13 protein-coding genes, 1 tRNA gene and 1 pseudogene are annotated in these 24955 nt (G+C 73.1%); 11 read left to right on the top strand and 4 right to left on the bottom strand.

Annotated elements, in window-relative coordinates:
* Positions 1-492: 492 nt before the first annotated feature.
* Complete coding sequence (locus tag AB0O82_RS35970; protein ID WP_363588824.1) at positions 493-777, bottom strand: hypothetical protein; 285 nt, start codon at positions 775-777, stop codon at positions 493-495.
* 803 nt (positions 778-1580) lie between these two features.
* Between AB0O82_RS35970 and AB0O82_RS35965 the strand changes: the two genes are divergently transcribed.
* The 11 genes and pseudogenes from AB0O82_RS35965 (at position 1581) to AB0O82_RS35915 (ending at position 20606) form a co-directional block, all read left to right on the top strand.
* Positions 1581-2561: a Rieske 2Fe-2S domain-containing protein gene (locus tag AB0O82_RS35965; RefSeq protein WP_363588822.1), complete on the top strand. Its 981-nt coding sequence runs from the start codon at positions 1581-1583 to the stop codon at positions 2559-2561.
* A gap of 246 nt (positions 2562-2807) precedes the next feature.
* Positions 2808-3830 (top strand): polyprenyl synthetase family protein, encoded by a 1023-nt coding sequence (locus tag AB0O82_RS35960; RefSeq protein WP_363588820.1) that lies wholly within the window; start codon positions 2808-2810, stop codon positions 3828-3830.
* A gap of 330 nt (positions 3831-4160) precedes the next feature.
* Positions 4161-5207: a hypothetical protein gene (locus AB0O82_RS35955; RefSeq protein WP_363588818.1), complete on the top strand. Its 1047-nt coding sequence runs from the start codon at positions 4161-4163 to the stop codon at positions 5205-5207.
* A gap of 52 nt (positions 5208-5259) precedes the next feature.
* A pseudogene (gene ispG / locus AB0O82_RS35950) lies at positions 5260-6360 on the top strand (flavodoxin-dependent (E)-4-hydroxy-3-methylbut-2-enyl-diphosphate synthase); the annotation flags it as partial.
* A 140-nt stretch (positions 6361-6500) separates the two neighbouring features.
* Complete coding sequence (locus AB0O82_RS35945; protein ID WP_363588816.1) at positions 6501-7532, top strand: Rieske 2Fe-2S domain-containing protein; 1032 nt, start codon at positions 6501-6503, stop codon at positions 7530-7532.
* 1119 nt (positions 7533-8651) lie between these two features.
* The gene (locus AB0O82_RS35940; RefSeq protein ID WP_363588814.1) at positions 8652-17060 is read left to right on the top strand and encodes a type I polyketide synthase; all 8409 of its coding nucleotides are present in this window, start codon (positions 8652-8654) and stop codon (positions 17058-17060) included.
* 243 nt (positions 17061-17303) lie between these two features.
* Complete coding sequence (locus tag AB0O82_RS35935; protein ID WP_363588812.1) at positions 17304-17624, top strand: hypothetical protein; 321 nt, start codon at positions 17304-17306, stop codon at positions 17622-17624.
* Positions 17625-17893: 269 nt separating this feature from the next.
* Positions 17894-18559, top strand: a complete 666-nt coding sequence (locus AB0O82_RS35930; protein WP_363588810.1) for an HAD family phosphatase — start codon at positions 17894-17896, stop codon at positions 18557-18559.
* Positions 18560-19003: 444 nt separating this feature from the next.
* On the top strand, positions 19004-19141 hold the full coding sequence (locus tag AB0O82_RS35925; RefSeq protein WP_363588808.1) for a hypothetical protein: 138 nt from the start codon (positions 19004-19006) through the stop codon (positions 19139-19141).
* Positions 19138-20289 carry a methyltransferase domain-containing protein gene (locus AB0O82_RS35920; RefSeq protein ID WP_363588806.1) on the top strand — a complete coding sequence of 384 codons (1152 nt, stop codon included), beginning with the start codon at positions 19138-19140 and terminating at the stop codon, positions 20287-20289. Before AB0O82_RS35925 ends, AB0O82_RS35920 begins: the two co-directional genes overlap by 4 nt.
* A 240-nt stretch (positions 20290-20529) precedes the next feature.
* Positions 20530-20606, top strand: a tRNA-Met gene (locus AB0O82_RS35915).
* A gap of 123 nt (positions 20607-20729) precedes the next feature.
* Here the strand turns inward: AB0O82_RS35915 and AB0O82_RS35910 are convergent.
* Genes AB0O82_RS35910 through AB0O82_RS35900 form a run of 3 tightly spaced genes read right to left on the bottom strand, consistent with a single transcriptional unit; the run spans position 20730 to position 24381 of the window.
* Positions 20730-22877: a xanthine dehydrogenase family protein molybdopterin-binding subunit gene (locus tag AB0O82_RS35910; RefSeq protein ID WP_363588804.1), complete on the bottom strand. Its 2148-nt coding sequence runs from the start codon at positions 22875-22877 to the stop codon at positions 20730-20732.
* Positions 22874-23872 carry a xanthine dehydrogenase family protein subunit M gene (locus AB0O82_RS35905; RefSeq protein WP_363588802.1) on the bottom strand — a complete coding sequence of 333 codons (999 nt, stop codon included), beginning with the start codon at positions 23870-23872 and terminating at the stop codon, positions 22874-22876. The genes AB0O82_RS35910 and AB0O82_RS35905 overlap by 4 nt, the downstream gene beginning before the upstream one ends.
* Positions 23869-24381 carry a 2Fe-2S iron-sulfur cluster-binding protein gene (locus tag AB0O82_RS35900; protein ID WP_363588800.1) on the bottom strand — a complete coding sequence of 171 codons (513 nt, stop codon included), beginning with the start codon at positions 24379-24381 and terminating at the stop codon, positions 23869-23871. The genes AB0O82_RS35905 and AB0O82_RS35900 overlap by 4 nt, the downstream gene beginning before the upstream one ends.
* Positions 24382-24955: the final 574 nt, after the last annotated feature.

Raw genomic sequence — 24955 nt, 5'->3', positions numbered from 1 at the left:
GGACCCCCGAGACGTAGAGCGCACGAGCGGACACACAGCCTCCAGAGACAGGGCGGCCACGCACGGGCCGATACCGGGAACAGCGCGTCGAGCAAAAGGGGGGAGGGCCGGGCCGGTCCTGCCCGGCTACCGAACTCCGCTTCGCTCGCCCCCTGTCCGGTGTCCCACGTCGTTCGGCCGGCGGGTAGAGCTGCCGCGGGCCGCGGCGGACAGCAGCCCCGCAACCCCCGGCAGCGCGCCCGCCTCCGGCCCGGACGCGAGCGTGGCCAGGAGGACCTGGACCAGGACCTGGTAGGTGCACTCTCCGCCGCCGCCGTCCTGGGCCCGGCGGCCCGCTGCATACATCGTCGGCCAGCTCCGCCAAGGCGACCTGCCGACCGGTGAGCGAGTCCGCCAGAATCCCGTCCTGCGCCCGGATCAGGCGGTGCTCCACGTCCGGCGACGGACCGGACACACCGTCACCGTCGTCGGCTTCGCGGTTCTCCGGGTCAGTCACGTACCCGGCGACGTCCTGGTCAGGCGGGTGAGCTCTTCCCGCAGGGCGGCCAGTTCCGCCCGAAGGCCGGCCAGCTCCGCCGTCTCGTCCACGGGGCGAGCGGGGGTGTCACCGGTGGGCCCGCTCCCCGTGTTCTCCTTCAGCAGGTCGATGACGGCATCCCGGAGGTTGCACTCCAGCTCCGCCGCGCGTTCGATAAGTCCGTCGACGATCTCCTTGACGTCGTCGACGATGGTACGCAGAGACCGGATGATGCCGCGCAGTTGCCGGGGCTCACTCATGAGGGGGTGTTCCTCCCTGCTGGGGTGCGAGCATGCGAGAAGGCCTGATCGCCCGTCATCCTGCGTCCCGGTGGCCGACGTTCGGGCGGGAAGCGTTCAGCCCCTTGAGTGCACGCCAGTCCGTACGTCGGCGGCAACCCCGAGTGCGGGGGCTCGGGAGGCAACGAGCCCCGGACGCCCGCGCCGATGGCGCCGTACACACGCCCGTTCTGCCGGTCGAGACACGTCTTCCGCCGCCCCGGCACCCGCAGGAAGTCCGCGACATGGTGTGGTGGCGCGAAGGCGGCGAGTGGTGTCACCTGGCCGCCTGCACCGTGGGGCGATGCGAGGGCCGTCCCCTGTCCCGGTGGTCGCCACCGGCTCCGCAGGCCCGGCAGCGGCCCGCCAGGGCGCTTCAGGGGCGGCCCGGCCCGCCGAATGGTCCCTGTAGCCGCCGACCTGCGGCGTCACGGAGGCAGGCGTGAGGGGGGAGGGGCGAGGGCGTGAACCGGAGCGGGCCGTGCTCCGACGCGAGGGCCGCACGCCGTTCCGGGACGGTCCTTCATCTGTTGGTGTAGAAACCGTCACCGGCCGCCTTCCCGGGCGGTCGACAGGGACCTGACGTGCCCGGCCCGGCAACCGCCGAGTCGAACCGGTGCCGCGACCCAGGTAGGGCCCGCACCGCCACCGCGACACCGGATGGCCCCGCGCATCGCCCAGGTCCGGCCCGGACAGCCTCACCCCAGACGAGCCCGCCACCACAACGACGAACGAGGTGCGTTGTGACCCCTTGGAACCCGTCACCGCGGACGGCGCAGGCGACTGTGCCCCGTCTTCCCTACCCCGATGGCTGGTTCGCCCTGGCCGCCAGTCACGAACTGAAAGCGGGCAAGGTCCTCACCCGCCGTCTGATGGGTGAGGACGTCGTGCTCTACCGCACCGCCGGCGGCACGATGCGTGCGGTACGGCCGTACTGCCCTCACCTGGGGGCTCATCTGGGCCACGGGGCAACGGTGCAGGGGGACAACCTGCGCTGCCCCTTCCACCACTTCCAGTTCGGCCTCGACGGGGCGTGCGTGAAGACCGGATACGAAACGCCGCCCCCGCTGAAGACCCGGCTCTCGGTTCTGGAGCACCGGGAGATCGACGGGTTCATCTTCGTATGGCGCCATGCCCTGGGCCAGGCGCCGTCCTGGGAGATCGAGCCTCTGCCGCCGGCGGACTTCCCCACTCCGTACTGCGTGGTCCGGGACCTGGAGGACCATCCCCAGGAGGTGCTGGAAAACGCTTTCGACCTCGGGCACTTCCGTCCGGTGCACGGGGTGCCCGTGACCTACCTCCACGAACCACTCTTCGACGGGACCCGCGCAGTCGTGTCAATGACCGTACAGAGAAGCGGCGTTGACCCCCGGCCCGGGGCGTTCTCGTTGCTCTCGCCCACGGGTCGGATCATCGCCCAGGGCCTCGGCGTCATCCAGAGCGAGGTCGAGATCGTCAGGCTCGGACTTCACTTCCGCTTCTGGGTCTTCTCCACGCCCGTCGACCCCGGGCGGCTCACCTTCACCATGGCGGCGTCGATGCGGCTCGTACGCCATGGGCTCGCGGGGCCCGCCAACGCGCTGGCCAGCGCAGGCATCGCTCACCTGTTCGCCTGGGATGCCAGCAGGGACTTCGACATCTGGCAGAACAAGATCCCTCTGAGTCATCCGCGGCTCGCGAAAGGGGACGGCCCGATCATGCAGTTCCGGCGCTGGGCCCAGCAGTTCTACTCCCCGCAGGACGGAGTCGAAGAGCCCCGGAACTAGACGCCCCGGGTTCGAGCGCGAGCGGGGGCTTCTCCGCCTGGGTGCTGTCACGTGAGCCCCTGAGGGATGGCGGTCGTACGAACTTGCAGAAGGCCCCAGGGGCACAAGCCCCAAAGGACCGACCGCGCCCCCCCGGACCCCGTGCGCCGCTCGGCCCAGGGCCTTTCCTCAAGGCAGCCGGAGTTCAGGCCCGGCCCGCCGCCTCCCGCCCGATCCTGACGCACTGCCACCCGAAGGCGAGGCCCGGTGTCCGACGAACCCCGCGACTGCGAAGACATCCTGGCGTACAGCGCACACACCGTCAGGCCGTTGATCCGCACCCAGGTCAACCGCCTGCCCGCGCACATCCGTCACCTCGCCGGGCTGCACTTCGGCTGGTGGACCGACGACCGAACCCACCTCGACCACCAGGGCGACGGCAAGGCCCTGCGCCCCGCCCTCACCCTCCTGGCCTGCCGGGCCGTCGGCGGCGACCCGGAGGCCGCCCGTCCCGCGGCCGTGGCCGTGGAACTGATCCACAACGCCAGCCTGTTGCACGACGACGTCATCGACCGCGACCGGATGCGCCGCCACCGACCCGCCCTGTGGGCGGCCAAGGGGATCCCGGCGGCGATCCTCGCCGGCGACGCCCTGTTCTTCGCCGCCGTGCAGACCCTCACCCAGGCCCCCCGCGCCGAGCTCACGATTCCCGTACTCCTGGAAAGCGTCCAGCTCCTGATCGAGGGCGAGTACCTCGACACGCTCCTGGAGACCGGCACCGACGTCAGCGAGGACCACGCGCTCGCGGTGGCGGTGGGCAAGACCGGCGAACTCCTCGCCGCCGCTTGCGCGCTGGGCGCCATCGCCGGTGGCGCCGACCCGCAGCGCACGGAGCATCTGCGGGCCTTCGGCCGACACCTGGGCATCGCCTTCCAGTGCGCCGACGACCTGCTCGGCATCTGGGGCGACGAACAGACCACCGGCAAACCCGCCCTCTCGGACCTGCGACGGCGCAAGGTCTCCCTGCCGGTGGCCGCCGCCATGGCCGGCCACACCCCGGAAGCCGAGGCCCTGCGCGCCCTCTACCGCGCAACACAGGCCCCCAGCGAGGAGGAATGCCGCCACGCGGCCAAGCTGATCGAACAGAGCGGTGCCAGGGACTGGACCCTGCACCGCGCCCGACGCCACAGCGCCGACGCCCTCCACCGCCTCGCCCTCGCCGACCCCGCGCCCCTGCCCGCCGCCGAACTCACCGCCCTCGCCCACCTGGTCACCCACCGCGAACACTGACACGACCGCGGCCCCTGCCGCACCACCGGCCCGGGGAGGGGAGGGGCCGTGTGCCCACGGCTCCGGACCCGGGCGAGACACGGGCGGCGAACACGCCCCGCTCCTCGACGTCGCACCCGGACACGGCCGGACGGCGCGTACGTCGGATGCCGCCGTCGACGGGAGCCCGCGGTGCGGGAACGCGTCGACGGCAGGCGGTTCAGGGGCTCCGCTTCCCGAAACCGCCGTCCGCACCGCACAGGCGACCGCTAACCCGTCACCTGCGAACAACTCCCTCCCGGGCCCGGAAAGGCTCACGGTTCCGTTACCCACCGAAAGGCGGCCCTCGACATGTCCGTTGACACCTCGGTGTCCGACCCGCAGCCGGAGGCGCCCGCCCTCTACTGCCCGTTCCCGGTTTCACTCCACCCCCGAGCCCGGGAGATCGACGAGAGCGCCACCCGGTGGATGGAAAGCTGCCCGATCCCGACGAACCCCGACACCCGCAACGCGCTCCTCCGATCCCGAAGCGCCGCTTACGTCGCCTGCTCCAGCCCCGACGGAATCGAGGAACGCCTGGAGCTCGGCGGAAAGTGGTACCTGCTCGCCTTCGCCGTGGACGACTGGCTGGAGGAACTCACCACGCTGGAAGAGGTCATCGAGGCATGCTGCACCATGCAGCGCGTCGTGGACGATCCGAGCGCACCGCCCCTGACCGACCTCCCCTTCATGCGACACTTCGCGGAGCTGATCAAAGACTTCCGCGACAGTGCCACCGACGTGCAGTACGCCCGCTTCGCCGCCGGCTACACCTCGTATCACATGGCCATCCCGTGGGAGACCTGCCACCGTCTCGCCGGCCGACAGGTAACGCCCGCGGTCCTTCCCGTGATGCGCCTGTGGCTCACCGCGTTCGCCGCCTACATCACGGCATCGGAGATCTACAACGGGATGGAGATCCCGGCCCACGAGTTCGAGGCCCCCGCCACCCGCGCATGGCTCGAGTCCGCCGGAATCCTCCTCGCCTGGTGCAACGACATCTACTCCATCGAAAAGGACCTGCGGGGCGGCGACGCGCACAAGAACATCGTCATGACGCTGATGCGGCATCAAGATCTCGACGTCACGCACGCCACCCGGAAGGCCATCGAGTTCTGGAACCGCGTCATGGTGGTCCACCTGCGCCTTCGGGACCGCATCGCCATCGGGTCCAGCCCCGCTTTGACCCGGTTCCTGCGAGACACCGGAACCATGATCACCAACGTGATCCACTGGCACGCGGGAAACCCCCGATACGGCGGCGACCTCGCACTCCTCAGCATCGTCAGCCAGGAACCTCCCGGACTGGAATCCAGCCCCCTGCCCATTCCCTCCATCGCCTGGTGGTGGAACCACTGAACCCGACACCGCCGCCCTCCGGCACCGCCCGCCCGAGCCCGCAGGAGCGACCATGGCCTCGACCGATCTGGGGCTTCCCCAACCGTCGCCGCGCACCCCAACACGCCGCCACTGCCGGAAGATCCACGTCGGCACCGTCCCCGTGGGCGGCGACGCACCCATCTCCGTCCAGACCATGACCACCACCCCGACCGCCGACGTCGACGCCACGCTCCGGCAGATCGCCGAGATCACCGCCGCCGGCTGCGACATCGTGCGCGTCGCCGTCCCCTCCCAGGACGACGCCGACGCCCTGCCCGCCATCGTCGCCAAGTCGAAGCTGCCCGTCATCGCCGACATCCACTTCCAGCCCCGCTACGTCTTCGCCGCCATCGACGCCGGCTGCGCCGCCGTGCGCGTCAACCCCGGCAACATCCGCAAGTTCGACGACAAGGTCCGCGAGATCGCCCACGCCGCCCAGGCAGCGAACGTGCCGATCCGGATCGGCGTCAACGCCGGCTCCCTCGACCCGCGCCTGCTCGCCAAGCACGGCTCCGCCACCCCCGCGGCGCTCGCGGAATCCGCCCTGTGGGAGTGCTCGCTCTTCGAGGAGCACGGCTTCACCGACATCAAGATCGCCGTCAAGCACCACGACCCGCTCACCGTCATCGCCGCCTACCGCCTCCTCGCAGCGGCCTGCGACTACCCCCTCCACCTCGGCGTCACCGAAGCCGGCACCGCCCTCCAGGGCTCCATCAAGTCCGCCGTCGCCTTCGGAGTCCTCCTCACCGAGGGCATCGGCGACACCATCCGCGTCTCCCTCTCCGCCCCACCCGTCGACCAGGTCAAGGCCGGAGCGCACATCCTGCAGTCCCTGGGACTGCGCCCCCGCAAGCTGGAGATCGTCTCCTGCCCCGGCTGCGGCCGCCTCCAGGTCGACATCCACACCCTGGCCCAGCGCGTCGAAGCCGCCTTCGACGACTTCCCCCACCCCCTGCGCGTCGCCGCCATGGGCTGCGTCGTCAACGGCCCGGCGAAGCCCGCGAAGCCGACCCCGGCGTCTCCTGCGGCAACGCGACAAAGGCCAGTCCTCGTCGAAGGCCACGCCATCCGGACCGTCCCCGAACACCGGATCGTCGACGCCCTGATCGAAGAAGCCCCGCGCCTGACCGAAGGCTCAGACGAATCCCACCGGGGAACCAGAACAGCGGCTCAGCGCCGTCGGGGCGCCGCCCGTAGGGGCGGACACGGCGAACACGATCCGCCGCGGGTAAGCAGTGCCCCCGCCGTCAGTCTGATGGAGAAAGGCCCGAGATGGACATCGACGAATCCTCGAACCCGGTACACCAGCCCCGGCTGCCCTACCCGGACGGGTGGTTCGCCATCGCCTTCAGCGATGAACTGCCTCGTGGAAAGGTCATCCGACGGAAGTTCATGGGCGAGGAACTGGTGGCCTATCGTACGCGTTCAGGCGCCGTGCAAGTGGTGGACGCGCACTGCCCTCACCTTGGCGCCCATCTCGGCTTCGGGGGTTCGGTGGACGGCGAGAACATCGTCTGCCCCTTCCACCATTTCGCCTATGACTTGACGGGGAGATGTGTCCGGACCGGCGACGGGTCGACCCCGCCTCGGGCGTCCCTGAAACCTTGGGTTTCCTGTGAGGTCAACGGATTCATCTCGGTATGGCGCCATGCAGGGGGCTCCGCCCCGACCTGGCAGGTCCCGACCCTCCCGGTGGATGAGTTCCCGCCACCGACGCGGCGGGCGTTCACCCTGGTCGACCATCCGCAAGATGTATTCGAGAACACCGTCGACCTTGCGCACTTCGCGCCCATCCACGGGTTCCAGAACGCGATGATCGCAAATCCACTGCAAGCGGATGGACCCCACCTCGGCATCCCGGTCACCTTCGAAAGGGCATTCCCTCTCCTCGGGTCGGTGCAAACAAAAATCGTGGCGGTGGTACACGGCCTCGGGTGCCAACACCTCACAGGGCGCCTCGATCGCTTTGGCGCCGATTTCCTGGGCCAGGCCATGGCCACCCCGATCGACCCTATTCGTGTTCAAACGTACTTCACGCTGTCCGTCCGCTCATCCGGGTTCTCCGCCTGTCCCGATTGGGCAGCCAGAACCCTGTCCCAGATCCTGACCCAGGCGGTAGCGCCGTTCTACCTCACGGACGTCACAAAGGACTTCCACATCTGGAGCAACAAGAAGTACGTAGAACACCCCAGACTCAGCCGGGGAGACGGCCCGATCATGGAGTACCGCCGCTGGGCCCGCCAGTTCTACAGCGCGCCGCCCCTACCGGGACAGGGTGCTAGGCCGAAACCTGAACCTTCCTGACAGTCCACGCCCCCAGCCCGCCGCACACAGACGACCGCGGTACTTCGGGGCCACGTCGGCACCACCGGCACCACCGGCACCACGTGACAGCCATCCACCGCCGCCCACGGCGCCTCGCTCGCCCGACGCTCCCTTCCCCGTGCGCCGCGCCGCGCCGTCGTCCAGGTCCAGGGCCGCCCGGCCCGCCCGCCTCGCGGCGCGCCTCAACCCGGACGCGAAAGCAGTCCGTACCTTGAACCAGCAACATCGGTGCCTACACGCGCCGATTGCCGGTTCGGGCAAAACGTGCGGAATAAAGAAAAGGGCCCGTGGGGACGTGGGATGCTCCGAGCATGCCCCGGAGCAACAACGGCCAAGTGCCCGTCGCATACGTAGACACTGGTCAAGGGGCCGCGGGTCCACACCCCGTCGTTCCGGGACGGCGGGGGCCCGCGACGTCGGCTGCGTCGCGGGCCCGGCACGGTCGTGGGATCAGGCCTTGTTCGGGTACATGGTCCAGCGCTGGTTGGCGTTGCCGAGGATGCACGACCAGACGCCCAGCGCCGTCCCGTTGCCGTCGGCCCAGTTGGGGAGTTCGAGGCAGCGGTCGGCGGGTCGGCGGGTCGGCGGGTCGGCGGGTCGGCGGGTCGGCGGTCGGCGGTCGGGTTGTGGAGGGTGCCGTCGGCGCGGAGCGTCCAGACCTGGCCGGTCGCGCCGACGCAGTCGCTGATGACCACCTGGGTGCCGAGGTCGGTGGCGTTGTCCTTGATGCCGACGCAGCGCCCACCGGTGCCGGTGGGCAGGGTGCCGGCGGTGTCGGTGGTGATCAGGTCCGGGTTCCCGTCACCGTTGATGTCGCCGGGCGAGTCGACCACGGGGAACGCGGCCATTCCGGACCCGCCGCCACCAGCTCGCCCTACCAGGTGTTCATGGAACAGCCGGTCATGCAGGCTCTCGCCGCCTGGCGGCAGTCCGACCTGAACGCGCCCACCTGGACGAAGAAGAAGCGCCGCAGTCCTCAGCGGCCGCAAGCGCAGCTGCGGCGAGTCCGCAGGACTGGGTCTGTGCCCGCGTGCTGGTGGGTACGGAGGACATCGACGGGGGAGCGGGTCGCGAGTGGCGAGAGGTCGGAGCTGGGGCGTGAGTGGTGAACTGCGGTATGACGATCTGGTGCGGCCGCTGCCGGAGTTGTTGAAGAGGCACGCCGAACGGTCGGCGGACCGGGTCGCGTTCCACGACTTCTCGCGCGGCGTCAGCTACGCCGAGTTGGAGCGGCGGACCGGGCGGCTGGCCGGGTCGCTCGCGCGGGCGGGGGTCCGGCGCGGCGATCGGGTGGCGCTCTGCCTGGGCAACTGCGTGGAGCTGGTGGAGGGTTGCCTCGCCGTGCTGCGGGCGGGGGCGGTCGGTGTCCTGCTCAATCCCCGGTCCTCCGACGACGAACTCGACTACTACCTGCGGGACAGCGGTGCCTCGGCCGTCATCACCGACCCCGCGCACCTCACACAGCTCCACCGCCTCGGCGCCGCGTACCGTGGCCTGCACACCGTGCTCACCGGGGCGGGCCCGATCCCCTCGAACGCCCCCGACGGCACCGTCCTCTTCGAGGCCGAGGCCGCAGCCTCGACCGGGAGCGACGGGCCCGCGGCCCCCGACGACCTGGGGCTCGACGATCCGGCCTGGCTGCTCTACACCTCCGGAACCACCCACCGCCCCAAGGGCGTGCTCTCCACGCAGCGCGGCGCACTGTGGTCGGTGGCGGCCTGCTACGTGCCGGTCTTCGGGCTCTCCCCCGAGGACCGGCTGCTGTGGCCGCTGCCGCTGTTCCACAGCTTCGGGCACTCCCTCGCGATCCTGGGCACCACAGCCGTCGGCGCGAGCACCGCGATCGCCGGCGAACTGCCGACGTCCGGCGAGGTCCTGACGCCCGGCGACCTGTGGCGCACGCTGCGCACCCCGAGCGCCGCCCTCGGCGGGCCGTTCACCCTCCTGGCAGGCGTCCCCACGACGTACCACCGGTTGATGGCCTCGGCGAGGGACACCCCGCTCCCCGCGCCGCGGCCCGGGCTGCGGCTCTGCGTCACGGCGGGCGCGCCGTGTCCGCCCGAGCTGCGCGGGGTGGTGGAGGAGACGCTCGGCGCGCCGCTGCTCGACGTCTACGGCAGCACCGAGACCTGCGGCGCGATCGCGGTGACCCGCCCGAACGGCCCCCGGATCGACGGGTCCTGCGGACTGCCGGTACCCGGCGTCGAGGTCCGCGTCGTCGATCCGGACAGCGGCGCCGACGTCCTCGCGGGCGGCGAGGGCGAGATCTGGGTCAGCGGTCCGAATCTCATGACGGGCTACCACGACCAGCCGGAAGCGACGGCCGCCGCGCTGCGCGAGGGCTGGTACCGGACCGGGGACCTCGGCCGGCGCGCCGAACACGGCCACCTCGTCCTCACCGGCCGGGTCAGCGAACTGATCATCCGGGGCGGCGAGAACATCCACCCCACGGAGGTAGAGCACGTCCTGCGAGGCTGTCCCGGGGTGCGGGACGCCGTGGTCCTCGGCCTGCCGCACGCCGTCCTCGGCGAGGTCCCGGTCGCCTTCGTGGTGCCCGGCCCGGAGGGCCTGGACCCGCGGCTGGTGCTCGACGTCTGCCGCTCGCAGCTCGCGGACCACAAGGTTCCCGTCGAGGTCCGCGAGATCGCGGCCGTCCCGCGCACGCCGTCGGGCAAGATCGTCCGCCATGCGGTGCTCAGCGACCCGGTTGCAGCGCCGGCGCCGGCCGGCGGCTCCCTGGACCGCGGGCTGCTGTCGCTGCCCCGGGAGGAGCAGGAACGCGCGCTGTGCGCGAGGGTGTGCGCCGAGACGGCCCGGGTCCGCGGCCGCGCGCCGGAGAGCGGGCTCGACGCGGACGGCTCGTTCACGGACCGCTCGTTCGTGGACGGCTCCTTCGCGGACAGTTCCTTCGCGGACAGTTCCTTCGCGGACCTCGGGCTGACCTCGCTCGGCGCCATCGAGCTGATCGACCGGCTCGCGGCGTCGACCGGGCTGAGCCTGCCGACGACGCTGGTCTTCGACCACCCCACCCCGGCCGCCGTCGCCCGCCACCTGCACACGGAACTGTTCGCCGCCGTACCCGCCGCACCTGTTGTACCCGCGCCCGCCGCACCCGTACCCGCGCCCGCACCGCGGACCGCCGAGCCGGAGGAGCCGTACGACCGGGACCCGGTGGTGATCGTCGCCATGGCCTGCCGCTACCCCGGTGACGTGGAATCCCCCGAAGGGCTCTGGGAGTTGGTGTCGCAGGGCAGGGACGCGATCTCGGACCTGCCGACCGACCGGGGCTGGGACCTGGCCGCCCTCTACGACCCCGACCCGGACCGGATCGGCACCTGCTACACGCGCAGTGGCGGATTCCTGCACAGCGCCGCGGAGTTCGACGCGGGCCTGTTCGGCATCTCGCCGCGCGAGGCGCTCGCCATGGACCCGCAGCAGCGGCTGCTGCTGGAAGTCACCTGGGAGGCGTGGGAGCGGGCCGGGATCGACCCGGCGTCCGTCCGGGACAGCGACACGGGCGTCTTCCTCGGCGTGATGTACGGCGATTACGCCTCCCGCTTCACCGAGCACGAACTGGAGGCCCACCTCGCCCTGGGTTCGGCCGGCAGCGTGGCCTCCGGCCGGCTCTCCTACGTGTTCGGTCTGCGCGGGCCCGCGATCACCGTCGACACGGCGTGCTCGTCCTCGCTGGTCGCCGTGCACCAGGCGGCCCAGGCGCTGCGCTCGGGCGCGTGCTCGCTGGCGCTGGCCGGCGGCGTCACGGTGATGGCGACGCCCAACCCGCTGGTCGCGTTCAGCCGCCAGCGCGCCCTCGCGCCCGACGGCCGGTGCAAGTCGTTCTCGGCCACGGCGGACGGCACCGCCTGGGCAGAGGGCGCCGGGGTGCTGCTGCTGGAGAAGCTGTCCGACGCGCGCCGCAACGGACACCCGGTGCTGGCCGTGGTGCGCGGCAGCGCCGTCAACTCCGACGGCGCGTCCAACGGCCTGACCGCGCCCAACGGCCGCGCCCAGCAGCGCCTGATCCAGCTGGCGCTGGCGGACGCCGGGCTGCGCGCGCACGAGGTGGACGCCGTGGAGGCGCACGGGACGGGCACCGCGCTCGGTGATCCCGTCGAGGCGCGGGCGCTGCTCGCCGGCTACGGCCGGGGCCGGGGGCCGGAGGATCCCCCGCTGTGGCTGGGCAGCGTCAAGTCCAACCTCGGACACACCCAGGCCGCCGCCGGAGTCGCCGGGATCATCAAGATGGCCCAGGCCATGCGGCACGGCGAGTTGCCCAGGACCCTGCACGTGGCAGCCCCCACCCCGCACGTCGACTGGTCCGCGGGCCGGGTCGAGCTGCTGACCGCCGCCCGGCCGTGGCCCGCGCCCGCCGGCCGGCCGCGCCGCGCCGGCGTGTCGGCCTTCGGGATCGGCGGCACCAACGCGCACGTGATCATCGAGGAGCCGGCCGCCGCCGACCGCGCCCCGAGCCAGCAACCCGCGCCGCCGCCGGGGCCGGTGTCGCCAGCGGCAGTGCCGTGGCTGGTCGGCGGGGCTGACGAGGCGGCCCTGCGGGCCCAGGCGCGACGGCTGGCCGACCACGTCGCGGCCCGGCCGGGCCTCTCGCCGTCGGACGTGGGCTTCTCGCTGGCGGTGTCGCGGTCGGCGCTCACGCACCGGGCGATGGTGCCGGCCGGGGACCGCGAGCGCATGCTGGCCGGACTCCGGGCGATCGCCGACGGCACGCCCGGCGCCGGGTCGTTGACGCGCCTGGCCGACCCACGCACCCGCACCGCCTTCCTGTTCACCGGGCAGGGCGCGCAGCGCACGCGGATGGGCGAGGAACTGCGGGAGGCGTTCCCCGCGTTCGCCGCGGCCTTCGACGAGGTCTGCCACGCGCTGGACGGCGAACTCGACCGGCCGCTGCGCACGGTGATCCGCGCCGACCCGGGCTCGCCGGACGCCCTGCTCGACCGCACGGACTTCACCCAGGCCGCCCTGTTCGCCTACGAGGTGGCGCTCTTCCGGCTGGTGGAGTCCTGGGGCGTGCGGGCCGACTTCCTGGCCGGGCACTCCGTGGGCGAGTTGGCGGCCGCGCACGTCGCCGGAGTGCTGGACCTCGCCGACGCCGTCCGTCTGGTCGCGGCCCGCGGGCGGCTGATGCGGGCGCTGCCCGACGGCGGGGCGATGGTGGCCCTCGACGCGGCGGAGCACGAGGTCCTGCCCGAACTCGCGGACGTGGCCGACCGCGTGGCGATCGCCGCGGTCAACGGACCGCGCGCGGTGGTGCTCTCCGGCGCGCGGGACGAGGTACTCGCCGTCGCGGCGCGGTTCGAGGCCCGCGGCCGCCGCAGCACGCGGCTCAAGGTCGGCCACGGTTTCCACTCGCCGCTCGTGGACCCGGTGCTCGACGAGTTCCGCCGCGTCGCCGAGACGCTGGAGTTCCGGCCGCCGCGGATCCCGGTGGTCTCCACCGTGACGGGATCTCGGGCGGCGCCCGAGGAACTGGGCTCCGCGGACTACTGGGTGCGGCACGCGCGGCTTCCCGTGCGGTTCGCCGAGGCCGTGGAGTGGCTGGGCACCAACGGCGTCGGGGGCTTCCTGGAACTCGGCCCGCAGCCGGTGCTCACCGCGTACGCGCAGGAGTGCCCGGCCGTCCAGGACAGCGGCCCGGCCCCGCAGAGCGGCGGCGGCCCGGTGTTCGCCTTCGCGGCCCGCCACGGCGAGCGGGAGCCGGACACACTGCTGGCGGCCGTGGCCCGGCTCCACGTGCGCGGCGTCGGCGTCGACTGGCCCGCGGTGTTCGGGGAGCGCGGGCTGCGGCGCGGGCTGCGGCGCGTGGAGCTGCCGACCTACGCCTTCCAACGCCGGAGGTACTGGCTGGACCCGCCGCGCCCGGCCGGGGCGGGGGCCGGGGCCGGGCCGGCCGCCGGCGAGCATCCGCTGCTCGGCCCGCCGTTCGAGGTGCCGGGCACCGGGCACACGGTGCTCTCCGGCCTGCTGTCGACGAGCGCCCAGCCGTGGCTCGCCGACCACGTCGTCGGCGGGGCGCCGCTGGTGCCGGGGACGGCGTTCGTCGAGATGGCCGTGCGCGCGGGCGACGCGGCCGGCTGCGGCACGCTGGAGGAGCTCGTGATCCTGCGGCCGCTCGCGCTGCCCGCCTCGGGGGCACGGGTCCAGGTCGTGGTGGGGGCGGTGGACGACTCCGGCCGGCGGTCCGTCGAGATCCACGCGCGACCGGTGGAGCCCGCCGAGGCCGCCTGGACGCCGCACGCCACCGGCCTGCTCGCCCGCACGCCCGAGCCGGGGACGGCTCCGGAGGGGCACGGCCTGACGCAGTGGCCGCCGCCCGGCGCCGCGGAGATCGATCCCGCCGGCGCCTACGAAGCCGCGGCGGAGCGCGGTCTGGCCTACGGGCCCGCGTTCCGCGGCGTGCGCGCGCTGTGGCGGCGGGGTGCGGAGGTGTTCGCGGAGGTCCGGTTGCCCGAGCCGTGGACGGCCGAGGCGGACCGGTACGGCATCCACCCCGCGCTCCTGGACGCCGCCGCGCACGCCTCGATGCTCGCCGCGTCCACCCAGGGAGCCGGCCCGGACGGGGGCGCGGGCGCGGGCGGCGCCCGGGTGCCGTTCCAGTGGAGCGGCGTGTGCCTGCACGCCGCCGCGGCGTCGACGGTGCGGGTGCGGATCGCGCCGGTCGGCGAGGCAGGCCCCGCCTCGGAAGGCGGCGCGTTCTCGATCACGCTCGCCGACCCAGCGGGCCGTCTGGTGGCCCGCGTCAACTCCCTCTCCACCAGGGAACTTCCGGCCGGGGACCGCGATCCCGGGCAGGACATCGCCCAGCACGCCCTGCTGCGCCCCGACTGGGTCCCCGTCGCACTGCCCGGCCGGGCACCGCAGTCGGCGGGCTGGACGGTCCTCGGGCCGGACCAGCTGAACCTCGGCGCCTTCGTCCCCCTCGCCGCCGGCCCGTTCTCACCCACGAACGGCCCCTCCTCGCCCACGGCCGACGCGGACGCCACGGCCCTACCCCGCCACCTGGCGGTCACCGCCGTCGGCTCGGAATCGGAAACGGACCGCGGCCCGCTGGCCGACGTCCACCTGCTGACCACGCGGGTGCTCAAGGTCCTCCAGGACTGGCAGGACGATCCGGCCACCGCGGGCTCGCGGCTCGTGGTGGTGACGCGGAACGCCACCGCACCCACGCCGGACCTGGCGGGCGCCGCGGTCTGGGGGCTGGTGCGCACCGCGCAGTCGGAGCTGCCGGGGTGCGTGGTCCTGATCGACGTGGACGAGGATCCCGCCTCCCTGCGCCTGCTGCCCGCGGCGGCCGCCAGCGGCGAGCCCCAACTCTCCCTGCGCGCCGGGCGGGCGACGGTGCCACGGCTGGTCGGCGCCCCGGCGGCGGCCCACCTGCCCGAGCCCTGGCCGGCCGAGAGCGCCCCGCCCCGCCGCTCCGGCGCCTTCGACCCGGACGGCACGGTGCTGATCACCGGCGGCACCGGAGCGCTGGGCGCGGACCTGGCCGGGCACCTGGTCGACGCGTACGGGGTCCGCCACCTGCTGCTGACCGGGCGGCGCGGCCCGCACGCACCGGGCGCCGACGCCCTGCGCGCGAGTCTGGCGGAGCGGGGCGCGCAGGTCAGGATCGTCGCGTGCGACGCGGCCGACCGGGCCCGGCTCGCCGAGCTGATCGAGCAGTGCGATCCCCCGCTGACCGCTGTCGTGCACGCCGCCGGGGTCCTCGACGACGGAGCGCTGGCCGCGCTGTCCCCCGAGCGGCTGGCGGCGGTCCTGCGGCCGAAGGCGGACGCGGCCTGGCACCTGCACGAGTTGACCCGCGACCGGGGCCTGTCGGCCTTCGTCCTGTTCTCCTCAATCTCGGGCGTACTGGGCCGGGCGGGCCAGGGCAACTACGCCGCGGCGAACTCGTTCCTGGACGCGCTCGCCCAGCACCGGGCCGCCGCCGGTCTGCCCGCCGTCTCGCTGGCGTGGGGCCGGTGGGGCCACGACGCGGGCATGGCAGCCCAGTTGACCGAGGGTGCGGGGCGCGAGAGGTCCGACGACGTGGTCCGGGCGTTCACCCCCGCCCAAGGACTGGCCCTGTTCGACGCGGCACTGCGGACAGGAGCCCCCGTACTCGCGCCGGTCCTGCTGGACCGGGCCGCGCTGCGCACCGCCACAGGGCAACTACCGCCGCCGCTGCGCGACCTGGCGCGCCACGGCCGGCCCGCCGCCGAAGCGCAGAGCGGCGCGACCGAACCTCCCCCGGGCGCCCGGGAAGGCTCCGAGCCCGGAGCATGGCGCACGCTGCTGGCCGGGCTGCCCGCCGAGGAGCGCGGGGCCGCGCTCACGGAACTGCTGCGCGGCGACGTGGCCGCGGTGCTCGGCTACTCCGGCGCGCAGGACCTCCCCGCTGGCAGGACGCTGGCCGAGCTCGGCTTCGACTCCCTGACGGCCGTCCAGTTCCGCAGCCGACTGAGCACGGCCCTGCGCCTGCGGCTGCCCGCGGCCGTCGTGTTCGAGCACCCGGCGATCGAGGACCTCGCCCGTCACGTACTCGACCTGCTCGACGACCTGCCCGATGGCCTGCTCAAGGACCTGCCCGACGGCACACCGCGTGTGCGGCCCGGCATCCGGCCCGCACCGCCCGCCGGCCGTCCCGCGCAGACGCTCGCGGCGCTGTACCGCGCGCTCTGCGAGCAGGGCCAGCCGGCGGCCGCGATGCACCTGGTGGTCGCGGCGTCCTCGGCCGCCGCGACGTTCGGCGCCGACGACGCCGCGGAGCACGCCGTGCCGCCGCTGCGCCGGGCCCGGGGCCGCGCCGGCTCCCCGGTCGTGGTCTTCTTCCCCGACCACCGTCCGCTCCCCGCCCTCCCGGGCGGCGGGTTCGCGGCCCTGCACGCCTGCTTCGAGGGGGAGTTGGAGGTCCTGGAGTTCCCGCACCCGGGCATCGGCGCGGGGCACGCCGTTCCGGCCGACCGGGAGACGCTCGCCCGCCTCCACGCCGAGACGGTGCTGCGGCACGCCGGCAACCGGCCCGTCGTCCTGGTCGGTGCTTCCGCCGGGGGCGCCGTCGCGCACGCCGTGACCCGACGCCTCGAACTCGGGGGATCCGCTCCCCTGGGACAGGTGCTGATCGACACGTATCTCGTCCACCAGGGCAACCACTCCACGGACTGGCTGACCGCCCTGGCCGCGCCGCCGGCCCCGCACCTCGGCGCGGACGTGTGCGCGGACGGGTCCACCGGCGACGAGGACGCCGCCGTCGCGGCCATGGGCGCCTACACCGGGCTCTTCCTGGACTGGCGCCCGGAGCCCGTGGACACCCCGACCCTCCTCGTCGGCGCCGCGCGGCCGACCCCGCTGATGGCGGCGCGCGCGGACGGCGACTCCTGGCGTACGACCTGGCCGCTGCCGCACGAGCGCGTCGAGGTGCCCGGCGACCACCTCTCCCTGGCGCGGGAGGACGCCGCCACCACGGCGGCCGCGATCCGCGCCTGGATCGACTCCCTCGCCCGCACCGGTTAAGTCCTGCCTTTCGGATCAGCGTGTGCAGCCGGGGAGCGGGAAGTCGGCCCGTCCGACTTCCCGCTCCCCCGGCACCGGTCGCCGGGTGCGCGGGCGAACCCCGTTCGGGTGAAGCGCCGGACGGCCTGGTGGAGGCAGTGCCGGGGCGGGGTAACGGGTGATCGGGAGTCACGGGAAGCCGCGCGACGCGGGGTTCCCGGGCTCCCGTCGATGCCCTGACGAACCCAGCACGGGAGTCCCCTCATGCACCTGCGTTCCAGCCCGCGCGCAGCGGTCGTGGTCACCGCCGGCGTCCTCGCCCTGTCCCTGGTCAGCCCCTCCACGGCCTCGGCGGCCCCCGGCGTCGTGATCATGGATCGCGGGGGTGCACGGGAGGAGGTCACGGACCCGGTGCCCGGCCAGTGCCACCGCGGCCTCGGCCCCGACACCACGATCGTGAACTTCACCAGCGGCCCCATCCGGCTGTTCACCGACCGCAACTGCCGGTCGAGGATCTCTTCCCTGCTGGACCCGGACGGGGCCCGGGAGGACGTGAACGTCGGCAGTTTCATGGCCATCACCTGACCACCGCCCCACCCGTTCACCTGCCGCCGGACCGGCTGCAAGGCGGTCCGGCGGCCGTACCCGAGTCCCCCGCGCCGGCGGCCCCCACGGTGCCGTGCAGATGCGACAACGAGGCTTTTCCGCCCACCCCGAGTGGTCGCGCCACCAGGGCATCCCAGGTGTCATCATCCAGAGGGCCGGCCAAGCCAGTACCAGCCGGCTGCGGAAGTTGTCCCAGATCCTCGGGACCTCTCCGACCGTCCGACTCGCCTGGCCCTCGGGAGAACACCTTGCGTGGCCTGATCCTCGACTTCGCGGGAGTGATGACCACTCCCATCGGCCAGTCGTCCCGGGCGTGGTGTGCCCGGGAGGGCCTGCCGGCTGACACCTGGCGCAGCACCCTGGAGGACGATCCGGCCGGCCGTGCGCTCTACGTGGAGCTGGAGCTCGGCCGGATGTCCCAGGAGGAGTGGAACCGGGGCACGGCGGCGATCATGGGCGTGGGGCCCGACAACCTGATGGGACGCGCGCATGCGGAGGTCCGCGCGGTTCCCGCCATGGCCGAACTCGCCCGTGCCGCCAGGGACGCCGGGATCGTGGTGGCGCTGCTGTCGAACTCTTACGGCCTCGCTCCGTACAACCCTTACGTGGAGACCGGGGTGTGGGATCTGTTCGACGTGCGGGTGATCAGTGGAGATGAGGGCATAGCCAAGCCGGAACCGGCGATCTATCAGCGCGCCCTCGACCGCATGGGTCTGGCCGGCCCCGAGTGCATCTTCGTGGACGACCACCGTAGGAACCTCCCGCCGGCCGAGGCGCTCGGCATCACCACGGTCCACGCGAACGGCCCGGAGACGGCCTCGCGGGTCGCTCGCCTTCTGGAGCTGGAGACACCTCGGTCCACCGATCTGTCACCGGACGAGGCAACCACCGGCGCCTGGTTGACGACGGATTGAAGAACTCGTACACGCCATGCGAGTACTGCCCTGTACGACTTCCGGAAGTCGTACAGGGCGCAGGTTCACCGACCGTCGCCGTTCCACGACAGTGGTCGCATGCCTTCCGACACACCTCTGGAACCGCGCCGGAATACCCACGGCAGACCAAGCGCTCCTCGCCCGTGGGGCCCGCAGCCACATCCTCGGCGCCCCCCGCGCACATCCCGCCCGACCCCACCCATGGACCAGCCGAGCAGCCGTTCCCAGCACAAGTGAGCCGATGAACACTGCGCGCAGGGCAGGGGGATCGGCTATCGAACTCCCGTCCCGGGCTGTTGATTGAGGTCCATCCCGTCCGGGGCGGGGTACTACCCCTGCCGCACGGCAGGTACTTGCTGCGCCCTCGGGTGCAGCGGGAAACAGCACCGGCCTTACAAGCCGAACCGAGAAGGGACGCTGACCATGGGAGACGAGAACAAGGGTGGACCGAACGACGGTAGGGGCGGCGGGCACGCCAAGCCCGGCTCGCCGGCCATCGGCCCGAACCCCTCGAAGGACGGCCAGCAGCCGACCCCGGCGCCGAAGCACAAGAAGAGTTGACCCCCGAACAGCAGCGGGCCGCACTGGTGGCGGCGCTCACCGACGCCGGTTCCCTGCCCACCGAATGGGCTCCGGCCGTGGCGGCCGTGCCGCGACACGCGTTCCTCCCCGACACCATCTGGGCGGACGAGGACGGCGGCGACACCGAGTGCAGCCGGACCAAGGAACCCGAGCGGTGGATGCGGCTCGCCTACAGCGACCTGCCGATCGTCACGCAGTGGGACGACGGTGCCGGGGACGGCGACCACCGTACTCCCACATCGTCGGCATCCATGCCCACCATGGTGGCCGAGATGCTGTCCGACCTGGACGCGGTCCCCGGGCATCGGGTGCTCGAAATCGGGACGGGCACCGGCTACAACGCGGCCTTGTTGGCGCATCGCCTGGGCGCCGAAACGGTGTCCACCGTCGAGGTGGACGCGCAGGTCACCGCGCAAGCCCGCACCGCACTTCGCAGGACGGGCTACACCCCCGAAGTCGTGTGCGGGGACGGCGCGCTCGGGTGGGGCGTACGCGCCCCGTACGACCGGATCATCTCCACCGTGTCACTGCGGGACATCCCGCCCGCCTGGGTAGCACAAACCCGGCCGGGCGGGGTGATCGTCAGCCCCGTCTCACCGTTGCTGGGCGGCGGGGCGGTTGCGCGGCTCACGGTGGACGGCGACGGGACGGCAAGCGGTCCGTTCACCCGATCGGCGGCGTTCATGATGCTGCGGCAGCAGCGCTACCAGGGCGCTCCGGTGGACGACTACCTGCCCGGTGAATGGCCGGGCGACTCCGGGCAGTCCTGGACAAGCCTCGACCCCGAAGCCATCGGGGGCGACTGGCTCGCGCAATTCGCCTGCGCCCTCGCCCTGCCGGACGTGTACTACCGGCGGAACGAGTTCGGTGACGGCGGCTGGACGTGGTGGCTGTTTGACACGGCCGTCACGTCCTGGGCAACGGTCGACTCCGTGCCCGGGGAATCCCGGTTCGAGGTCCGCCAGTCCGGGCCCCGGCAACTGTGGGACGAGACGGAGGCCGCCTACACCCGGTGGACGGCCGCCGGACGCCCCGGCTACGAGCGGTACGGGCTCACGGTGTCACCTGCCGGACAGGCTGCATGGTTGGACGAGCCCGGCAATCCCCTCCCGGGGCACCGCAAGTAGAGCGGTAGCTGGGGGCGTGGGGTTCCAAGCGATTGGCACCGCTTGTCTCCCCGCGCCCCCGCTCGCACAGAGCGGGGATCGGCTCGGGGCCGGGTCAGCAGTTCGGAACGGGGTCGGTCTCGCTGGCGGCCTCCGCCGGGCCCCGCGAAGGATTGGCCGGCGAGGGCGGCCCTGCGGAAGTGGCTGCCGGGAAACCGATTAGGTGATCGCCGTCTGGTGCCGTACGGTCGGTACTACCGACGCGGGGTGGAGCAGCTCGGTAGCTCGCTGGGCTCATAACCCAGAGGTCGCAGGTTCAAATCCTGTCCCCGCTACCACGAACGCCGAAGGGGCGGACGCGCACTGCGCGTCCGCCCCTTCGGCGTTCTTCGCATCGCCGACTCGGCCGCCCACCAACGGCGAAGTCGGTCCGCGGGCGGTGGTGTCCGGCCGGCGTCGGGTCAGCGGCCGATCAGGGACTCGGGGCGGATGGGCAGTTCGCGGACCCGGATGCCGGTGGCGTGGTGCACGGCGTTGCTGATCGCCGCCGCCGTGCCCACGATGCCCAGTTCGCCGATCCCCTTGGAGCCCATCGGGTTGAGGTGGGGGTCGGGGTCGTCGATCCAGTGCGCGTCGACGGCGGTGACGTCGGCGTGCGCGGCGACGTGGTAGGCGGCCAGGTCGCGCTCGACGTGCCCGCCGAAGGACGGATCGGTGGTGCTGTGCTCCAGCAGGGCCATCGACAGCCCCATGATCATCGCGCCGGTCAGCTGGCTCCGCGCGGCCAGCGGGTTGATGACGCGTCCGGCCGCGAACACCCCGAGCAGGCGGCGCACCCGCACCTCGGCGGTGTCCTGGTCGACCTGGACCTCGGCGAACTGCGCGCCGAAGGCGTGCCGCGCGTACTCCTGGCCGGTGCTCCCCACCTCCTCGGCGGTGTCGGCGTGTCGGGTCAGCCCGTCGGAGGGTGGCCGCCCGCCGTGCTCGGCCAGTGCCGTGCGCAGTTCCTCGCAGGCCCGGTGCACGGCCCATCCCCAGGAGGCGGTGCCGGAGGAGCCGCCCGCCAGCGGCGCCTTCGGCAGGTCGCTGCGGCCGATCCGCAGCTCGACGCGCCCGGGTGCGACCCGCAGGGCGTCGGCGGCGATCCGCACCAGCGCGGTGCGCGCCCCGGTGCCGATGTCGGTGGCATTGACCCGCAGCAGGAAGCTTCCGTCGGGGCGGGCGTGCGCCTCCGCGGTCGCGGGACCGACCAGCACGGGGTAGGTCGAGGCCGCCACTCCCGTGCCGAGCAGCAGCCGGCCGTCCCGCCGGACACCGGGGCGGGGGTCGCGGTCGGCCCAGCCGAAGCGCCGGGCGCCCTCGCGCAGGCACTCGACCAGGCGGCGGCTGCTGAACGGCTTCCCGCTGTCCGGATCGAACGCGGGTTCGTTGCGGATCCGCAGCTCGACGGGGTCGAGGCCGCAGGCCAGGGCCAGTTCGTCCATGGCGGACTCGAGCGCGAACATGCCGGGGCACTCACCGGGCGCCCGCATCCAGGAGGGGGTGGGCACGTCGAGCCGGGCGACCCGGTGGACGGTGCGGCTGTGCGGTGCGGCGTACATCATCCGGGCGGGGACGGCGGCCTGCTCGACGAATTCGCGCAGCGTGGAGCTGCGGGTGGCCACCTCGTGGGCGAGCGCCGAGATCCGGCCGGTGGTGTCGGCGCCGATCCGGACCCGTTGGACGGTGGGGGAGCGGTGCCCGACCAGGTCGGCGAGCTGGGCGCGGGCCAGGCAGAGCTGGACCGGCCGCCCGACCGCGCGGGCGGCCAGCGCGGCCAGCACCGTGGGCGCCCGGGTGGTGCCCTTGGAACCGAAGCCGCCGCCGACGTGCTCACTGACCACCAGGATCTCCTCGGCGCGCAGGCCGAAGAGCTTCGACAGGTTCTCCTGGCTGTTGCCGGAGCCCTGGCTGGCGTCGTAAACGGTGAGCCGGCCGCCGTCCCAGACGGCCGTCGCGGCGTGCGGCTCCATGGGGTGGTTGTGCAGCGGCGGCAGGTGGTAGGTGGCGTCCACCTGGTGCGGGGCCGTCCGGTACGCGTTGTCGAAGTCGCCTCTGGCGCGCTCCGCGGGGTAGCCGCCGTTGGCCTCCTCGGGGGTGTAGAGGCCCGGGTGGTCGGCGGTCAGCAGGACGTCGTGGGGCTCCCGGGTGCAGCTGATCCGCAGCGCGCGGGCGCCGGCCCGGGCGGCCTCCGGGGTCTCGGCGACCACCAGCGCGACCGGCTGCCCGTGATGGGCGATCCGCGCGGACTGGAGCACGGCCAGCGTCGGGTCGTCGGTCGGGGCCAGCCGCTCGGCGTTGCGGTGGGTGATCACCGCGAGGACGGCCGGGTCGGCGAGGGCGTCGGCGTCCTCGACGGCGTCCACCACGCCGCGCGCGAGCGAGGCGGTGACGAGCCAGGCGTAGGCGGTGCCGGCCGGGTGGTGGTCGGTCGCGTACCGGGCGCGGCCGGTGACCTTGTCGGGCCCCTCCACCCGGGTGAGCGAGGTGTCCCCGTGCTCCTGCTGCTCCTGGCGACCCTGGTGTTCCTGGCGGTCCTGGCGGTCCTGGCGGTCCTGGTGAGCCGTCATCCGAGGTCCTCCTGCTGCGGTGTGAGGTCGGCGAGGACCCGTACGGCGACCTCGCGTGCCAGCGGCACCTTGAACGCGTTGTCCCGCAGCGGCCGGGCGGCCGCCAGTTCGGCGTCCAGCGCGGCCCTGAAGACCTCCTCGGTGGCGGGCTGCCCGAGCATCGTCCGCTCGGCGACCGTCGCCCGCCAGGGCTTCGCCGCTACGGCGCCGAGCGCCAGTGCGACCCGTGCCACCCTCCCCTCGCGCGCCACCAGTACGGCGGCGACCGAGACGGTGGCGAAGGCGAACGAGGCCCGCTCGCGAACCTTGCGGTAGGCCGAGCGGGTGCCCGACCACGGCGGTGGCAGGTCGACCGCGGTGATCAGCTCGCCGGGGCGCAGCCCGGTTTCGCGGGCGGGAGTGTCCCCGGGCAGCCGGTAGAACTCGGTGAGCGGGCAGCAGCGGGACCCGGTCGGACCGGTCAGCCGCACCTCGGCGTCCAGCGCCGTCAGTGCCACCGCGAGGTCGGACGGGTGGGTGGCCACGCAGTCCGCGGAGGCCCCCAGCACGGCCAGATCCCGGTGCACGCCCTCGCGCGCGGGGCAGCCGGAGCCGGCGACGCGCTTGTTGCACGGCTTGGTGACGTCCTGGAAGTACGGGCAGCGGGTGCGTTGGAGCAGGTTGCCGGCGGTGGTGGCGAGGTTGCGCAGCTGCCCGGACGCTCCCGACAGCAGGGCCTGGGACAGCGCGGGATAGTGCAGCCGGACCAGCGGGTGCGCGGCCAGCTCGCTGTTGGGCACCGTCGCGCCGATCCGCAGACCGCCGCCGGAGACCGGTTCCACCAGGCCGAGCGGCAGCCGGCTCACGTCCACCAGCAGCTCCGGTGCCTCCACACCGAGCTTGAGCAGGTCGACCAGGTTGGTGCCGCCGGCGAGGAACCTGGCTCCTGGGACCTGCGCGGCCAGCGCCACGGCCGAGGCGATGTCGGCGGGCCGGTGGTAGCCGAAGGGCTTCACGGGGCGACCTCCCGGACGGCGCGGACGATGCCGGGGTAGGCGCCGCACCGGCAGAGGTTGCCGCTGAGGCGTTCGCGGATCTCCGCCTCGTCCAGCGGCGACGGCGCCTGCGGGTCGGGGTCCGTCACGGCGCTCGGCCAGCCCTTCGCCGCCTCCGCGAGCATCCCTACCGCCGAGCAGAGCTGCCCGGGCGTGCAGAAGCCGCACTGGAACGCGTCGTACTCGATGAACGCCTGCTGGAGGGGGTGCGGCCGGTCGCCGCCGGCCAGGCCCTCGACCGTGGTGACCGCGGCCCCGTCCTGGGCGACCGCGAGCACCAGGCAGCTGTTCACCCGCCGCCCGTCCAGCAGCACCGTGCACGCCCCGCACTGTCCGTGGTCGCATCCCTTCTTCGCCCCCGTCAGCGCCAACCGCTCGCGCAGCAGGTCGAGCAGCGTGCGGCGGTGATCCACCTCAACGGTGTGCTGGTCACCGTTGACGGAGAGCGTGACGGTACTGGCCACATCCATGGCTTCCTCGGGGGGTCGGTCGGCAGCCGACCGCGCCGGCCGGCACCGTGATGCCTTCCACCGCCGGGGCGGAGCCCGCATCCGGGGGGCCTGGAACCACCGGTTCGGTCCCGTGCGGTGGCCGCGCGGTCCTTACTTGTCTTGGGCGCCGACCAGGGGTAGTGTTCCCTAGTCGCTCGGCAGGGAGCACCGGACACGCATCGGCGCGGACGGTCCCGGGGCGGCCAATCCTCTTGAAATGCCATGTCCTGGTTCGGGCTGGGTCGCGTCTTGTCGCGGCTTGGTTCCTATTCGGCGTGTTCGTTTTATTGGATTGCGGCCGATTCGCTTTTCGGAGTAGGGATCGGCTAGAGTTTGAAACGTCGGACGGGGCGTCAAGCCGCAGAAGACACCAGCGAGTTGGATGAACGAAGCGCCGGAAACGGGGCGGAAAACGTCTGATAAGCTGGGAACACGAAAGAACGAAGCGCCCGGAGGGTCCGCTGGAAGGCGGTCCGAAGGAAGTGTCCGTTCCTTGAGAACTCAACAGCGTGCCAAAAGTCAACGCCAGATATGTTGACATCCCCGGCCTCGA

Source organism: Kitasatospora sp. NPDC088264 (genome assembly GCF_040685715.1).
In the GTDB taxonomy this organism is placed as follows: domain Bacteria; phylum Actinomycetota; class Actinomycetes; order Streptomycetales; family Streptomycetaceae; genus Kitasatospora.
Note: the sequence above shows the minus strand (reverse complement) of the source record. Positions and strands in the feature narration are given on the sequence as shown.

Bases quoted from the DNA above. Each gene is read 5' to 3' on its own strand.
- AB0O82_RS35900 (WP_363588800.1), bottom strand. From the start codon at position 24,381: ATGGATGTGGCCAGTACCGTCACGCTCTCCGTCAACGGTGACCAGCAC.
- AB0O82_RS35945 (WP_363588816.1), top strand. From the start codon at position 6,501: ATGGACATCGACGAATCCTCGAACCCGGTACACCAGCCCCGGCTGCCC.
- AB0O82_RS35925 (WP_363588808.1), top strand. From the start codon at position 19,004: ATGGGAGACGAGAACAAGGGTGGACCGAACGACGGTAGGGGCGGCGGG.
- AB0O82_RS35935 (WP_363588812.1), top strand. From the start codon at position 17,304: ATGCACCTGCGTTCCAGCCCGCGCGCAGCGGTCGTGGTCACCGCCGGC.
- AB0O82_RS35910 (WP_363588804.1), bottom strand. From the start codon at position 22,877: ATGACGGCTCACCAGGACCGCCAGGACCGCCAGGACCGCCAGGAACAC.
- AB0O82_RS35970 (WP_363588824.1), bottom strand. From the start codon at position 777: ATGAGTGAGCCCCGGCAACTGCGCGGCATCATCCGGTCTCTGCGTACC.
- AB0O82_RS35955 (WP_363588818.1), top strand. From the start codon at position 4,161: ATGTCCGTTGACACCTCGGTGTCCGACCCGCAGCCGGAGGCGCCCGCC.